This window comes from Halohasta litorea (assembly GCF_024494645.1).
Classification (GTDB): Archaea; Halobacteriota; Halobacteria; order Halobacteriales; family Haloferacaceae; genus Halohasta; species Halohasta litorea.
This window is the reverse complement of the sequence record NZ_JANHDJ010000001.1, coordinates 857,499-871,957: the sequence shown is the minus strand read 5'-3', so window position 1 is coordinate 871,957 and position 14,459 is coordinate 857,499. Positions and strand designations below refer to the sequence as shown.

15 protein-coding genes are annotated in these 14,459 nt (G+C 63.8%); 6 read left to right on the top strand and 9 right to left on the bottom strand.

The features are described from left to right. Positions 1 to 93: 93 nt before the first annotated feature. The 4 genes from NO877_RS04580 to NO877_RS04565 form a co-directional block, all read right to left on the bottom strand. Positions 94 to 879 (bottom strand): energy-coupling factor ABC transporter ATP-binding protein, encoded by a 786-nt coding sequence (locus tag NO877_RS04580; protein WP_256395174.1) that lies wholly within the window; start codon positions 877 to 879, stop codon positions 94 to 96. Positions 880 to 950: 71 nt separating this feature from the next. Next, positions 951 to 1,742 carry a cobalt ECF transporter T component CbiQ gene (cbiQ, locus tag NO877_RS04575; RefSeq protein ID WP_256395124.1) on the bottom strand — a complete coding sequence of 264 codons (792 nt, stop codon included), beginning with the start codon at positions 1,740 to 1,742 and terminating at the stop codon, positions 951 to 953. Continuing rightward, entirely contained in the window at positions 1,732 to 2,040 is a 309-nt protein-coding gene (locus tag NO877_RS04570; protein ID WP_256395123.1) for a PDGLE domain-containing protein, read from the bottom strand. Before NO877_RS04570 ends, cbiQ begins: the two co-directional genes overlap by 11 nt. Further along, positions 2,037 to 2,678, bottom strand: a complete 642-nt coding sequence (locus NO877_RS04565) for an energy-coupling factor ABC transporter permease (protein WP_256395122.1) — start codon at positions 2,676 to 2,678, stop codon at positions 2,037 to 2,039. The genes NO877_RS04570 and NO877_RS04565 overlap by 4 nt, the downstream gene beginning before the upstream one ends. 101 nt (positions 2,679 to 2,779) lie before the next feature. Between NO877_RS04565 and nikR the strand changes: the two genes are divergently transcribed. The 6 genes from nikR (at position 2,780) to NO877_RS04535 (ending at position 8,448) form a co-directional block, all read left to right on the top strand. Next, positions 2,780 to 3,190: a nickel-responsive transcriptional regulator NikR gene (gene nikR / locus NO877_RS04560; protein ID WP_256395121.1), complete on the top strand. Its 411-nt coding sequence runs from the start codon at positions 2,780 to 2,782 to the stop codon at positions 3,188 to 3,190. A 433-nt stretch (positions 3,191 to 3,623) separates the two neighbouring features. Next, a complete protein-coding gene (locus tag NO877_RS04555; protein WP_256395120.1) occupies positions 3,624 to 4,889 on the top strand; it encodes an urea ABC transporter substrate-binding protein in 1,266 nt (421 codons plus the stop codon). Between the two features lie 55 nt (positions 4,890 to 4,944). Next, complete coding sequence (gene urtB, locus NO877_RS04550) at positions 4,945 to 5,868, top strand: urea ABC transporter, permease protein UrtB (protein ID WP_256395119.1); 924 nt, start codon at positions 4,945 to 4,947, stop codon at positions 5,866 to 5,868. After that, positions 5,865 to 6,986, top strand: a complete 1,122-nt coding sequence (locus NO877_RS04545) for an ABC transporter permease subunit (RefSeq protein ID WP_256395118.1) — start codon at positions 5,865 to 5,867, stop codon at positions 6,984 to 6,986. The genes urtB and NO877_RS04545 overlap by 4 nt, the downstream gene beginning before the upstream one ends. Further along, complete coding sequence (locus NO877_RS04540; RefSeq protein ID WP_256395117.1) at positions 6,983 to 7,753, top strand: ABC transporter ATP-binding protein; 771 nt, start codon at positions 6,983 to 6,985, stop codon at positions 7,751 to 7,753. Before NO877_RS04545 ends, NO877_RS04540 begins: the two co-directional genes overlap by 4 nt. Then, positions 7,750 to 8,448, top strand: coding sequence for an ABC transporter ATP-binding protein (locus tag NO877_RS04535; protein WP_256395116.1), 699 nt, complete (start codon positions 7,750 to 7,752; stop codon positions 8,446 to 8,448). The genes NO877_RS04540 and NO877_RS04535 overlap by 4 nt, the downstream gene beginning before the upstream one ends. A gap of 121 nt (positions 8,449 to 8,569) precedes the next feature. Here NO877_RS04535 and NO877_RS04530 read toward each other — a convergent pair whose 3' ends face one another. The 5 genes from NO877_RS04530 to NO877_RS04510 form a co-directional block, all read right to left on the bottom strand. Then, entirely contained in the window at positions 8,570 to 9,247 is a 678-nt protein-coding gene (locus tag NO877_RS04530) for a 30S ribosomal protein S7 (protein ID WP_256395115.1), read from the bottom strand. Continuing rightward, a complete protein-coding gene (locus tag NO877_RS04525) occupies positions 9,247 to 9,675 on the bottom strand; it encodes a 30S ribosomal protein S12 (protein WP_021073582.1) in 429 nt (142 codons plus the stop codon). The genes NO877_RS04530 and NO877_RS04525 overlap by 1 nt, the downstream gene beginning before the upstream one ends. 208 nt (positions 9,676 to 9,883) lie before the next feature. Next, the gene (locus NO877_RS04520; RefSeq protein ID WP_256395114.1) at positions 9,884 to 10,303 is read right to left on the bottom strand and encodes a NusA-like transcription termination signal-binding factor; all 420 of its coding nucleotides are present in this window, start codon (positions 10,301 to 10,303) and stop codon (positions 9,884 to 9,886) included. Position 10,304: 1 nt separating this feature from the next. Next, the gene (rpoA2, locus tag NO877_RS04515) at positions 10,305 to 11,513 is read right to left on the bottom strand and encodes a DNA-directed RNA polymerase subunit A'' (protein WP_379826936.1); all 1,209 of its coding nucleotides are present in this window, start codon (positions 11,511 to 11,513) and stop codon (positions 10,305 to 10,307) included. A gap of 16 nt (positions 11,514 to 11,529) precedes the next feature. Beyond that, positions 11,530 to 14,442: a DNA-directed RNA polymerase subunit A' gene (locus NO877_RS04510; RefSeq protein WP_256395173.1), complete on the bottom strand. Its 2,913-nt coding sequence runs from the start codon at positions 14,440 to 14,442 to the stop codon at positions 11,530 to 11,532. Positions 14,443 to 14,459 lie beyond the last annotated feature (17 nt).

Genomic DNA, 14,459 nt, shown 5'->3' with positions numbered 1-14,459 from the left:
TTATACCTCAAAAACTGGCTGCTCGTACATTCTTGTTTTACACAGGGCAGGGAACCCCCGAAGCCACCGACTGTGGTGGGTCAAACCCCGAGTTCAGCTGCCGTCGAGTCGGCGACGAGCTTCCTCGACCGTCAGCGGGATCGGGTCGTCACCGTCGAACAGTCGGACCACCTGCGGCGGCCGGAGGTTGCAGTCGGCCAGCAGTTCGGTATCTGTCAGAATCTCGCGTGTCGGCCCCGAAGCGACCACCGAGCCACCCGCATCGAGCAACAGCACCCGGTCGGCGAGGTGGGGAAGCAGTTCAGTCTCGGGCGTCGAGGTGACGAGGGTGATGCCGTCGTTCGAGAGTTCGGCGAGGAGATCGAGGATTTCGCTTCGGTTGGCCGCGTCGACGTTGCTCAGCGGCTCGTCGAGCAGGAGGACTTCAGGGTCGACGGTCAGTGCGCTGGCCAGTGCCGCCCGCCGCTGTTGGCCGCCGCTGAGCCGGAACGGCGGTTTCGAAAGGAGCGAGGAGAGCCCGAGCCGCTCGGCGATCGCCTCGACGCGGCGGTCGACGTCCCGCTGAGGGGCGTCCTGCTGGGTCGGGCCGTAGGCCAGATCCTCCCGAACGGTCGGATTGAACAGGTAGTCGGCGGGGTTCTGGGTGAGCACGCTCAGCCGATCCCGGACCGAATCGGCGTCGGTCGTCTCGCCGAAATAGTGGAGCGACCCCGCGTCGGGCTCGATCAGTCCACCGAGGACCTGCAGCAGCGTGCTCTTGCCAGCCCCGTTGGGACCCAACAGTGCGACCCGCTCGCCGCGCTCGATCCGGACGTCGACGCCGTCGAGTGCGGTAGTTCCGTCGGGATAGCTGTAGCCCAAACCGATCGCCTCGATCACCGCCTCGCCATCGTCCGGGTTGGTGGTCGATACATCCCGGTCGGCGTCGGCGGTGTGATCGTCGCTGGTCGTCACGCGACGGTCACCCCGAGAACCGTCACGGCGACGACCAGCCCGAAGGCGAGATCGGCCCGCCCGAGCCGGGTGGGCGGCCGGTGGGGCGTGCCGCCGGTGCCGCCGCGGGCACGGGCGGCCCGCCCGACGCGCTCGCCGCGTTCGAGGCTCCGCAGCAGGAACGTCCCGAGGAAGTTCCCCGAGTCGCGCCAGGTCCGCCGGAGATCGGGGTCCGTGAGCGTCCGACTCCGGCGAGCCCGGACCATCCGTTCGAGTTCGGCGAAAAACACCAGCAGATACCGGTAGGTGATCGCCAACAGCAGTACCGCGATCCGGGGCACCCGCAGCCGGTCGAACCCCGACAGCAGCGTCGAAAACCGGGTCGTCAACAGCAACAGCGACAGAAAGCCGACACAGGCGGCCACCCGGACCGTAAAGGTCGCCACGTAGTCGACGCCCTCGACCGACAGCGGGACGACCGAGAGCTGTGGGCCACCCATCAACACCGCCTGTGGCGCGACGACGACCGCAGCAACGAGGGGTGGCCCGGCCAGTCGACCGAGGAACGTCCGAAGCGGAATCCGCGAGGCGACAGCCAGTAGCACCGACAGGACGACCAGGGGACCGACGATCCGCAGTTCCTCCTGGAGCACCGTCACGACCACGAGCGCGAAGACGCCGACGACTTTCAGGCTCGGTGCGACCGCCTGCAAAAAGCCCTTCCGAGTCGGAAGCTCCTCGATCAGGAGGAACCACTGTGCCCGGGAAGCGATCGCCGCGACCGTCCGGTCGAACACGTCACTCCGCATTCGGTTCGGTGCCGAGCAGCCGACCGATCGCCCCGGCGACGACCAGCGTCAGCGCAGTCCCGACGACCGCCGCAACGACGGTGCCCGGTGCCGTACCGAGCCCCGCTACGGCGTAGTCCGGCATGAGGGCGATCCCGACGGCCTCGGCGCTGTCGGCCGCACCGGTGGCCTCGGCGGCGTTTTCGAGCGGTTCGGCGTAGCCGACCGCCCCGGCCGCCCAGCCGAACAGCGGCGTGAGCAGTGTCAAAACGAGCAGTATCGCCAGTGCGCGGGGGAACCAGTCGGGACGGGCGTTCACGAAGGGCTCACCTCCGCGGCGGCGGTCGGCTGGAGATCGGGCCGGGCCTCCGCGAGGAACCGGTAGACGACCGCCGTGATGGCCCCCTCGATGAGGCCGAGAACGAGGTGGCCGACACCCATTATCGACAGCGTCGTCAGCAGCTGGTACTCGAAGGCCGACGACAAGCCGAGTTGGAGCCCGGCGGTCAGTGCGCCCGCGGTGATCCCCAGCCAGCCCGCGACGAACGCCGCCCGGTACTCGCCGTAGGGGGCGAGCAGTCGGTAGAACCCGTAGCCGACGTACACCTCGACGATCGCCATGTTGAACACGTTGGCTCCGAGGACGACCAGCCCGCCGTCGCCGAACACCAGCGCCTGAATCGTCACGACGGTCGCCACACACAGCGCGCCGAGATGCGGCCCCAACAGGATCGCGGCGAACGCGCCGCCGACGAAGTGGGCGCTCGTCCCGCCGGGAATCGGCCAGTTAAGCATCTGTGCGGCGAAGATCCCCGCGGCGACCACGCCCAACAGTGGCGCGCGACTCTCGGGAACCCTGCGACCGACGCGCCGGGCGGCGAGCCCCAGGATCGCCACCGAGAGCGCGCCGAACAGCACGGCAATCGTTATGTCGACGTATCCGTCCGGTATATGCATATCTGCCGTATCATCCGTCCCTGCAATAATACTTTGGTATCGTGCAGTATTATTGGATCGAAGCAACCATTCATATATGTCTCTTGAAAATAGGTGGACGTATGACCGACGACCTCGACCGTATCAGTCTCACGCTCCCCTCGACGATGACCGACCGGCTCGACGGCATCGTCGACGACTGGGAGTACGATAGCCGCTCGGAGGCCGTTCGGGACTCGTTGCGGGATTTCTTTGGGACCTACGAGTGGGAGACCGGCGGCAACGGCCCGTTTCACGGCACGATCGTTGTCGTCCACGACCACCACGTAGCGGGGCTGGCCGACGACCTCCAGACGATCCAACACGAGATGGCCGACGTCATTACGTCAGTCCAACACATCCACCTCTCGCATGACTCCTGTATGGAAACGCTGGTCGTTACCGGAGCTGGCAGCGAGATCACCGACCTTGCAAACCAACTGCGGGCGCTCAGCGGCGTCCAGCAGGTCAAGGTGATCGTCGTCGACGAGTAGCAACCGCCGGAGAGACCCCATCTCGACGGTGTCGACCGACACCGCGACCACACCTCGCGCGCTGGCGATCCGTCGACGATTTTTCCCGATCTCCCTCGGCTACTATCGCTCCGCTCGACTAATTACATTTAATTAAATATAATTGAATGCAGTTTTGATAACAAACATTCAGCTAACCGAGAAAATAAGAAACGTTCGTCAACACTGATTCGGAGAAACACCCATCAAATACGGATATATCGAATATATAAGGAAATATCAATACCTACTACTCCCCTGTAGAATATATTTTATCAGGAGATATTGTCTGAAAACATTTTTATATACCTCCCATCTTCACCGTTCTGTCGAACATGAGTAGACAAACGATGTCAAAACGAACTGATCAAGCCGAATATACACACAATTTTGTCGAAGTTCTTGGTGATCTTCAATGAACTCTGATCGCGTCTCTCGCCGCTCGGTACTGGCTGCGGCTGGGACCGGACTCGGTATGTCGGTCGCTGGCTGTTCCGGTAGTGGTGGCGGCAGTAGCGGTCCGACGGTCGGTATCCTGGAGGATCGCTCGGGGAACTTCCAGCTCAACGGGACCTCGAAGTGGCAGGCCACGCGGCTGGCGATCGAAGAGATCAACGAGAACGGTGGACTCCTCGGCGAGCAGATCGAGATCGTCGACCCCGACCCACAGTCGGACAACTCACGCTACCAGGAACTCACCGAGCGACTAATCTTACAGGATCAGGTCGACGCGCTGTGGGCGGGCTACTCCTCGGCGACACGGGAGGCGATCCGCCCCATTATTAACGAAAACGAGCAGCTGTACTTCTACACCACCCAGTACGAGGGCGGCGTCTGTGACAACACGATCTTCCCGGTGGGTGCGACCGCCCGCCAGCAGCTCGGGATCGTCACACCGTACCTCGCCGACGAGTTCGGCGAGGACATCTACATCATCGCCGCCGACTACAACTTCGGCCAGCTGTCGGGCGACTGGGTCAACGTGTTGGCCCAGGAAAACGGCTACAACATCATCGGCGAGGAATACATCCCGCTGGACGAGACCGACTTCTCGTCGGTCATCAACCGGATCCAGGACGAAGACCCCGACTTCATCATGTCGATGCTGGTCGGGGCGAACCACGAGAACTTCTACGACCAGCGGGCCACAAACGGGATGGAGGACATCCCGATCGGCACGTCGACGGCGATGGCTCAGGGCCACGAACACATCCGCTACGACCCGCCGGCGCTGACCAACGTCTACGCGGGCGTCAGCTACATGGAGGAGCTCGGCGACCTCCGGGAGGGCGAGAACTTCGTCGAGGACTTCTACGACCGGTGGCCGGACGCCAACTACCTCAACCAGGAAGCCCAGAACAACTACTTCTCGGTGTACCTGTGGGCCGAGGCCGTCAGAGAGGCCGAGACCTTCGATCAAGAGGCTGTCATCGAGGTGCTCGAAGAGGGCCAAGAGGTCAGCGCCCCCTCCGGCGAGCTCACCCTCGACGGGGCGACCCACCACATGGAACACGAGATGCGGGTCGCCGAAGCCGACGAGGAACACGAGATCTCCTTTACCAACAACGAGCGCATCGGCCCGAGTTTCCTCCGCGAGGAGGTCGAGGGCGGCGCAGGCTGTGACCTCCGTGAGGAAGACAAGACCACCCAGTACGTCCCCAGTGACGTCTACGACGTCTAAGGTGTACCAATGAGCATCTGCAGACAACCACCAAGCCGTCGGAGGTCGGTGCGCCGTGATTGAGGTGGCAGCGACGCCGCTGCAGCTATCGGCCCCCAGCCTCGGAGCGCTGTTGTTCCAGTTCCTCAACAGCTTCGGTTTCATCATCCTGGCGACCGTCGGACTGGCGATCATCTTCGGGATGATGGGCGTCATCAACCTCGCCCACGGCGAGTTCATCCTGATCGGCGTCTACGGCACCGCCCTCACCTACCACGCGGGCGTCCCGCTACCGCTGGCGATGGTCGCTGGCGTCGTCGTCACGACGATCTTCGGCGTCATCGTCGAGCGAACGGTCGTCCGCCATCTCTATGACCGGCTCTTGGATTCGATGGTCGCAACGTGGGGGCTGGCACTGGTCATCTCCCAGCTGCTGTTGATCGTCTTCGGGTCGAGTCTCGACAGCATCTCGACCCCCATGGGCAGCGTGAGCTACGGACCGTTCAGCTCCTCGATCTACCGGAGCATCTTCCTGCCGATCGTCGCCGTCGCCGTCCTCGGCGGCCTCTACGTCCTGTTTACCCGCACCGAGTTCGGCGTCAAGGCACGGGCGACGATCAAGGACCCCGAGACCGCCCGCGCGATGGGCGTCGATACCGACCGGATGTACGTCTCGACGTTCGCCATCGGCTCCGCGCTGGCGGGGCTGACCGGCGCGCTGTACGCCCCCGCGCTGGGATCGATCACCCCGAACCGCGGAAGTACATTCCTCGTCGAGGCGTTCGTCGCGGTCGTCGTCGGCGGTCCCTCTGTCATCATCGGCACGCTGTCGGCGTCGGCCGTCCTCAGCGTGTTCAACGCCACGGGGAGCTTCTTCTTCGGGACGTTCATCGGACAGATGCTGCTGTTGCTCGTGGCGATCGTCGCGCTGCGGCTCCTGCCGGATGGGATCACCGGCTACGTCAAAGACTGGCAGCAACGCCGGAGGGCCGAGCAATGAGCGAGTCCGTCGACGCCGAGGCATCGGTGCTCGACCGGCTCCGCGGTCGGCTCGAAGGGCCCAACACCTACGGCAACTCTCTGCCGTTTTGGGCCGTCTTCGCGGTCGTGATCGCTGGCCTCGCCCTGTACCCACAGTTGGTCGGGGTCTACACCGTCATCCAGACCTCCCGCTACTTCGCGCTCGCGTTCCTCGCGTTGAGCCTCAGTTTCATCTGGGGGTACGCCGGGATTCTGAGTTTCGGTCAGGTGGCCTTCTTTGGCGTCGCGGCCTACACCTTCGGGATCATCGGCCTCAACTTCAGCTCGGCGACCGAGATCATGGCTGCCCTCGTCGGGGCCATCCTCGTCGGCACCGTCGCCGCGGCCATCGTGGGCTACTTCATGTTCTACGGCGGGGTACGGGACACCTACGTCACGATCATGACGCTGGTCATCGCCCTCGTGTTGAACACGTTCATGGCCCAGACTGCTGGCAGTGAGTGGGCCGTCGGCGTGGCCCAACTCGGCGGCTTCAACGGGATGGATATCCCGAGTCTCACCCTCGGCATCGGCCAAAGCGGCTTCGTGCTCGAACGGGCGGCGCTCTACTACGCCCTGCTCGCCGCACTCGTGGTCACCTACCTCGGTCTGCGCGTCCTCGTCAACAGCAGCTTCGGGTTGACGATGGTTGCGATCCGCGAGGACGAGGCCCGAACGAGGACGTTCGGCTACGACGTGCCGTTCGTCAAACTCGTCGTCTTCACCATCGGCGGCGCGCTGGCCGCCGTCGGCGGCGTCTTCTACGGCAGTTGGGGCAACTACATCGATCCAACCGTCTTCGGCATCGCCTTCGCGGCGCTGCCGGTCGTCTGGGTCAGCGTCGGCGGCCGCGAGTCGCTGGTCGGGGCGCTCGGTGCGACGGTGCTCATCGAGCGGATGCGAACCGAACTCTCCAGCGGGATCGGTCCCATCGGCTCCGAGTGGGCCCTCGTCATCGTCGGCGGGCTCCTGTTGGGCGTGATCCTCTTCATGCCTGCCGGGGTCGTCCCGACGGCCGACGACCTGATCGCCCGACTGCGCGACCGCCGAACCGAACGCGGACAGTCGACCAACACACCAGAGGAGGCAATCGAATGAGCACCCAGGACATCAACGTCAGACAGAAACCTGCCGTTGCCGCAACCGGTGGCAACACCGAAACCTTGCTGGCAACCAAAGCACTCACGAAGAACTTCGGCGGCCTCACCGCCGTCGACAGCGTCGACTTCTCGGTCACCGAGGGGGAGATCCGGTGTCTCATCGGCCCCAACGGGGCGGGCAAGTCGACGCTCCTGGAGCTGATCACCGGCCAGCTCTCGCCGAGCGAGGGCGATATCTACTTCGACGGCGAGGATCTGACCGGCATGGAGACGCACAACCGGATCGACACCGGCCTCAGCGTCAAGTTCCAGTCGCCGCACGTCTACGAGAACCTCACCGTCGAGGAGAACCTCCAGGTCCCGCTGCAGCGAACGGACCGCGATACCGAGACCGTATTGGCCGAGACCCTCGAACGGATCGACCTGACCGAGAAGGCCGACGTTCGGGCCAGCGAACTCTCCCACGGCGAGAAACAGCGGCTCGAAATCGGGATGGCGGTCACGCTCGATCCGACGCTCATGCTGCTGGACGAACCCGTCGCCGGGATGTCGGTCGACGAGACCGCCGACGTCGCCGAGCTGATCCGCTCGCTGCACGACGACGGGATGACGTTCCTCGTCGTCGAACACGACATGGAGTTCGTCCGCCGGATCTCCGATCAGGTCACCGTCCTCAATCAGGGCGAGATCTTCCGGCAGGGACCGATCGAGGAGATCGAGGCCGACGAGGCCGTCCGCCGGATCTACCTGGGTGAGAACGCATGAGCCTGACCGTCTCGAACCTCTCGGCGGGCTACGACGGCACCCCGATTCTCCGGGACGTCGACTGCACCGTCGAAGACGGTGAAATCGTCGGTGTCGTCGGCCGCAACGGCGTCGGCAAGACGACACTGTTGAAATCGGTGATGGGGCTGCTCAAACCCGAAGCCGGAGCCGTCCAGTTCAACGGCGAAGATGTCACCGCCGAGTCAGCGGACGTCCACGCCCGGTCGGGGATCGGCTACGTCCCGCAGGGCCGTGACGTGTTCCCCGGCCTCAGCGTCGAGCAGAACCTCCTGATCGGCGAAAACATCGGTGCGGGCGAGGAGACGCTCTACGATCGCGTCTACGAGTACTTCCCGATCCTGGAGGAACGCGCCGATCAGGACGCCGGGACGATGAGCGGCGGCCAACAGCAGATGCTCGCCATCGGGCGGGCGCTGGTCGGCAATCCCGACCTCCTGCTCGTCGACGAACCCTCCGAGGGCGTTCAGCCGTCGATCGTCCAGTCGATCACCGAGGACCTCACACGGATCAACGAGGAGTTGGGAACGACGATCCTCTTCGTCGAGCAGAACTTGTCCGTCATACAGGGACTGGCCGACCGCTGTTATGCGATGGACCACGGCCGGATGGTCGACGAACTCAACGGCGAGGCGCTGGCCGACCGCGACCAGCTCGAAGAGTACCTCGTCGTCTGAGCATCCCACACCGTGTTCCTTTTTAAATAACGACCGACAGCGGATGCTATCCGTCGACTGAGCAATTTAAAAACGATAGCTGTCGCTCACACGCTTATAAAACGAAAAGTCGGCTCCTGGATTAGCGGGCTGCGGCGGCGACGCGTTCGCGTTCTTCCTTCTGGTTGATCGCGTAGGTGCCGACGTCGTAGTCGGCCGCGCCGGTGAGCTGCTGGGCGAGCGCCTCGGCAGCACTCGTCGACGATTTGTAGCTCGCGTTTTTGGTCCCCTCGGCGAGGAACTTCAGCGCCTCGTCGACTCGTCGCTGTGGGGCGACGTCGACGGCCTTCGGAACCGAGATGCCACCGTATTTGAGGCGGACGGTCTCCTCGCGCGGGGCGGCGTTCTCGACGGCGGTGACGAGCACCTGGATGGGATTCTCGTCGGTCCGCTCGTGGACCTGCTCGAAGGCGTCGCGAACGATGTTGGTCGCGCGCTGCTTCTTGCCGGTGTTCTCCTCGGTCTGCATCAGGCGGTTGATGAGCCGCTCGACGATCGAGATCTCGCTTTTCTCGAACTGTTTCGAGGCGTGTCGACCCATCGTGTGGGCGATCGGCGTGACGTTGAGGTAGCGCTTGGTCGAGGGGTCGTCGTACTCGATCTCGCCGACCTCCCAGACGCCGAACAGCAGTGCGCTCTCGACTCCGTCGTCGCTTGCTTCGGCATCGGCTGCTTCGGCGTCGGCTTCGGCTGCCTCGGCCTCGACATCCTCGTCGACTTCGTCCGCATCTTCGGGGGCGTCAGGTTCGCTCTCGGACATTATCGCACCGGTTTCTCGGCGTTGCCGCGAACGAGTTCGATCATCGAGACGCCGTTTACCTTCTCGACTTTGTAGTTGACACCCGAAAGGTCGCCCATTGCGCGACCCTTCGCGCCACCGATCCCGGCGATCGTGACCTCGTCGTGTTCGTCGATGAAGGAAATCGCACCGTCACCGGGACAGAAGGCGGTGACCTGTTTGCCGTTCTTGATCAGCTGAACACGAACGCATTTTCGGATCGCGGAGTTCGGCTGCTTTGCTTCGATGCCGACCTTTTCGAGGACGATGCCGCGGCCCTGCGGCGCGCCTTCGAGCGGGTCGGACTTCTTTTTGAGCCCGCGCTCTCGTCGAGCGTACTCGGAGTCGGACCAGCGTCGCTTCTGCCGGTCCTGCTTGAGCTTCCGGGCGGCATATTTGCCGTTAGCCATGTAGCACTCCCTTTCGGATACGGCTACTTAAGCGTCCCTCTTTCGGCCTGTCGAAACGGGCTGAGATCGCTTCTTAGGGGTCGCTAATCGAATCTGAGACTGTTTCACACAACGACCAGAGAACGACTCGCAGGCCACGAAACGCATCGAGAGCCGCTTACAACGAGTCGACCGTCGCCGATAACAACGGTCAGCGACGGCCGTGTTTTTAAGTCAGCTGGATGTCGTCGATATCGTGCTGTCGGCGCGCCAGCCGCCGGGCGGTGTCGATATGTTGGCCGTCCGCGCCGATGGCGACGCCGCGGTCGGCTTCGACGACCTCGACGTAGGCGACAGTGTCGCCCTGTTCGGAGATCGTCACCCCGCGGACGACCGCAGGCGCGAGGGCGTTCTCGACGAACGCTTCGGGCGTCTCGGCGTCCTCGACGAGGTCGACCGTGCGACCGATCTTTTTCTCGACGCGGCGGACGGTCCGCCCGTCGGGACCGATGGCGTCGGCCATCTCTCCCGCGGGGATCAGAAAGACGATCCGATCGCTCTCGACGAGACAGTCCGTCGGGCTGACGCCGGTCTCCTCATCGAACAGCCCGATATACCGCCGTGCCTCGTCGGAGAGCGTGACTTTCATATTAGTCGTCAGCCGGGTTGGCGTCGATCGAGCCCATGCGGAGCTTCACGTCGCCGGTCCCGAGTGCGATCGGTTTCCCGGCGATGACGTTCTCGATGATGCCATCGAGGTCGTCGCTCTGGCCGTGGATCGCGGCGTCCAGGAGGTGGTTGACCGTCACCTCGAAGGCAGCCCGCGCGAGCACCGAGTCCTTCGAGCCGGAAATCCCGTGTCGACCGATCGACTCGATGGTTCCTTCGTTGGTCATGATATCCGCCACGAGCATCAGGTGGCGGATGTTCACGTCGTCGAGCCCCTGTTCGCGGAGCGTGTCGCTCGTCTCGTTGATGATCGCCTCGCGGGCGGCCTCGATCCCGAGTTCCTCGCGGATCTCGTGGATGTTGTTACAGGTCGAGCGGCTGGCGTCGACGCCCTCGATGGTGAGCACGTCGCCGAAGGCCGACCCCTCGGTGTAGAGGACGAACTCCTCGCCGTCGTCGGTCTCTTCTTTCCGAATGACGACGCGGGAGATGTCCTCGATCCCCTTGAAGACGATCTCGCGGAGGCGCTCGACCAGCTGGAGCAGCTCCCGGTAGCTCGGCTCGTTGGGGCCGAACTCGATAGCCATCCCCTGCTGGCGGGTCGAGACACCGAGGTTGTCCTCGATGGTTTCGGCGATCTCCTGGGCAACGAGGTTGGCGTCGTCGACCGTCGGCCAGCGTTCGAGGAGCGTCTCCTCGTTGAGATCGATCCGGACGAGCATATCGGCCACGTTCGTCGAGACATCACCGAGCGCGAGGATCTTCGTCGCTTCGAGCGCCCAGACGACCTCGTGGGCCTTCTCGCGGTCCTCGGCGTACTCGTCTTCGAGATACACCGTCATCATCGGCGTATCCGGCGTTTTTCGAGCATCCACCAGCTCGATTAGCCGGGGCAGGCCCTGAGTCACGTCGATCTCGGCGACCCCCGCGTAGTGGAACGTGTTCATCGTCATCTGCGTTCCGGGTTCGCCGATCGACTGGGCCGAAACCGTCCCGACGGGTTCGAGGGGGTCAACACGGGTGTCGACGTACTGCGATTCGACCGCACGGGCGATCTCGTCGGCCTGCTCGGTCGTTACGCCCTCACGGGCTTCGATGGTGTCGTAGACCCGGTCTTTGAGTCGGCGGGGCAGATCGGTGTCTTCGACGACTGCCTCGATGTCGTCGGTGATGTGGTTGTAGTCGGCCATGGAATCGTACTCGGCGTCAGTCATCGGATTCCACCTCCTGGAACCGCGGCTCACTACGCTCTGAAAGGTTCGTCGGCGGCTCGCGCCGACCGAGGAACGCTTCCTTTTCGCCCTCGCTGTCGAACTCGGCGTCGACGACGCGGTCGGTGATCGACTCGACATCGATATCGAAGTCGTCGTCCGAGGAGACACGCACCGGCGAGGTGCCGTCCTCGCCGAACTCGAACTGGATGACCGTATCCGAGGTGTCCCGAACCGTCCCGTCGTACTGGACTTCGAGCTCGGACAGCGCGTTGATCAGGCGGCGCTGAAGATATCCGGATTTCGAGGTCCGGACTGCCGTATCGACCAGCCCCTCGCGGCCACCCATTGCGTGGAAGAAGAACTCCCGCGGGGTGAGCCCGCTACGATACGAGTTCTCGACGAAGCCGTGAGCCTCCGCGGAGAGGTCGTTCTCCTCGTAGTGAGCGAGGGTCCGGTCCTCGTAGCCACGATTGATCCGCTCGCCGCGGACTGCCTGCTGGCCGACACAGCCAGCCATCTGGGTGAGGTTCAGCATCGAGCCACGGGCCCCCGAGCGGGCCATGACGACCGCCGGGTTGTCGTCGCTGAAGTGGTCGTCGGCGATTTCGCCCGCCGAGTCCCGGGCCTTGCCGAGCGTCTGCATGATCTTCATCTCGAGGGTTTCGTCGACCGTCCGGCCGGGGAGCGATTCGAGCTCGCCCGCCTCGTAGGTGTCGATGAGTTCCTCGATACGGTCGTAGGCGTTGTCGATCGCCTCGTCGACCTGCTCGTCGGCGACTGGTGGGATGGACTCGTCGTCGATCCCGATCGAGAACCCGAAGTGCATGATCGCACGCATTGCGAGGGCGGCGACCTCGTTGATGAACACGCGGGCGCGTGTCTCGGAGTACTGTTTGACGATGGTATCGACGATCTCGCCGCCGAAGGCACCGACGGCGTCCTCGTCGATCGTCCCTTCGAGCAGTTCGCCGTCCTCGATGACGACATCCTCGCCGGTCGAGGACGTGAAGTCGAGGTTCAGCCCGTCCGGAAGGAGCAGCGAGAAGACTGTCCGGCCGCTCCAGTAGGGGCCAGCCTCGTCCTCGCCGTCGGGGTCGGGCAGTTCGTCAACGCGCGTCGCTCGCAGCAGATCGAGCGCCTGCGTCTCGGTGAAGTGGGGATTGTCGTTGGTCAGCAAGTAGGTCCCCGAGATGTGGTCCTGGATCGCCCCGATAATGTTCTCGCCGAAGCGCGGCGAGAGGATCTGCTCCTGGACACGCATCAGCACACGGGCCTCCGCGCGGGCCTCCTCGGTCTGCAGCGCGTGGAGGTTCATCTCGTCGCCGTCGAAGTCAGCGTTGTACGGCGGACAGACAACCGTGTTGAGTCGGAAGGTCTTGTACGGCATCACGACGACCTCGTGGGCCATAATCGACATCCGGTGGAGCGACGGCTGGCGGTTGAAGATCACGATGTCGCCGTCGACGAGGTGGCGGTTGACCTCCCACCCCTCCTCGATCTTCGTCGCGAGCTCCTCGCAGTTTTTGGGTGTGACCTTCAGTCGGCGGCCGTCGGGCCGTTTGACGTAGTTGGCACCGGGATGTTTCTCGGGGCCGTTGGCGACGTACTGCCGGGCCTCCTCGGTGTTGCGGTCGGTGACGTTGATCGTGATCGTCATCTCGCTGGCCACGCGGTCGGGAATCCCGACCTCGTTGAGGCTCAGCGTCGGGTCCGGGCTAATGACGGTACGCGCCGAGAAGTTGACGCGTTTCCCCGAGAGGCTGCCACGGAAGCGTCCCTCTTTGCCTTTGAGTCGCTGGCTGAGGGTTTTGAGGGGTCGACCCGAGCGGTGGCGGGCGGGTGGGGTGCCCGAAATCTCGTTGTCCACGAAGGTCGTGACGTGGTACTGGAGCAGCTCCCACAGGTCCTCGATAATGAGCTGGGGGGCTCCTGCCTCGCGGTTCTCCATGAACCGCTGGTTGATGCGGATGATGTCGACCAGTTTGTGTGTGAGGTCGTCCTCGGAACGCTGGCCGTTGTCGAGGGTGATCGATGGACGTGCGGTCACCGGCGGCACCGGCAGCACGGTCATGATCATCCACTCGGGCCGGGAGTTCTCCGAGTCGATTCCCAGCACTTCGATATCCGAATCCGGGATGTCCTCGAACCAGTCCCGGATGTCGGAGGGCATCAGCTTGTTCATGTCCTCTTCGGTGAGGTCGACGTCGAGTGCCTTTTCGAGGGCCCGTCGGTCCTCGTCGAGCGGGCGGAACTCGCCGCCGAGGATCTGGTTGATCCGCTCTAAGGAGATGCCGGTCTGGTCGGCCAGCTCCGAGGGACTGATTCCCTCGTCGTCTTCGTCCTCGTCGTCGGGCTGCATCGCTTCGGCGATGACTTCCGAGTATTCGGATGCGAGGACGTTTTCGACCTCGTAGTAGGTCGTCGGCTTTTCGTGTTTGATGTCGGCCTGCGGCGAGCCGCAGTGCGGACAGGTGTTCTGCTTGCGGGCCTCGCGGACGGCCGATTTGAGGACCGTATCGGGGTCCTTGCCGAGTTCCTCCGCGCGTTCGAGCTGGTCGCGGAACTCCTCTTTTTTCTCCTCGACCAGCGTCAGGCTACCGCACTCCCGACAGGTCGCCCGCAGGAGTCGGCGCATCAGCGTCGTGAAGCCGACGTGGATGACCGGTGCGGCGAGTTCGATGTGGCCGAAGTGACCCGGGCACGACCCGGAGTGCTGGCCACAGGTCCGGCATTCGAGACCGGGATCGATCACGCCGAGCCGTGGGTCCATCAGCCCCATGTCGATGGGGTAGCCGTCGTCGTCGTAGGTGTCGGCCGTGATCACTTTCGTGGCCGACAGGTCGCGGTACGTCTCGGGATCCATCAGTCCGAACCGGATCCCACCGAGCTGTTTTGGTGTTTGCATTGACATTGTGTGTTGGC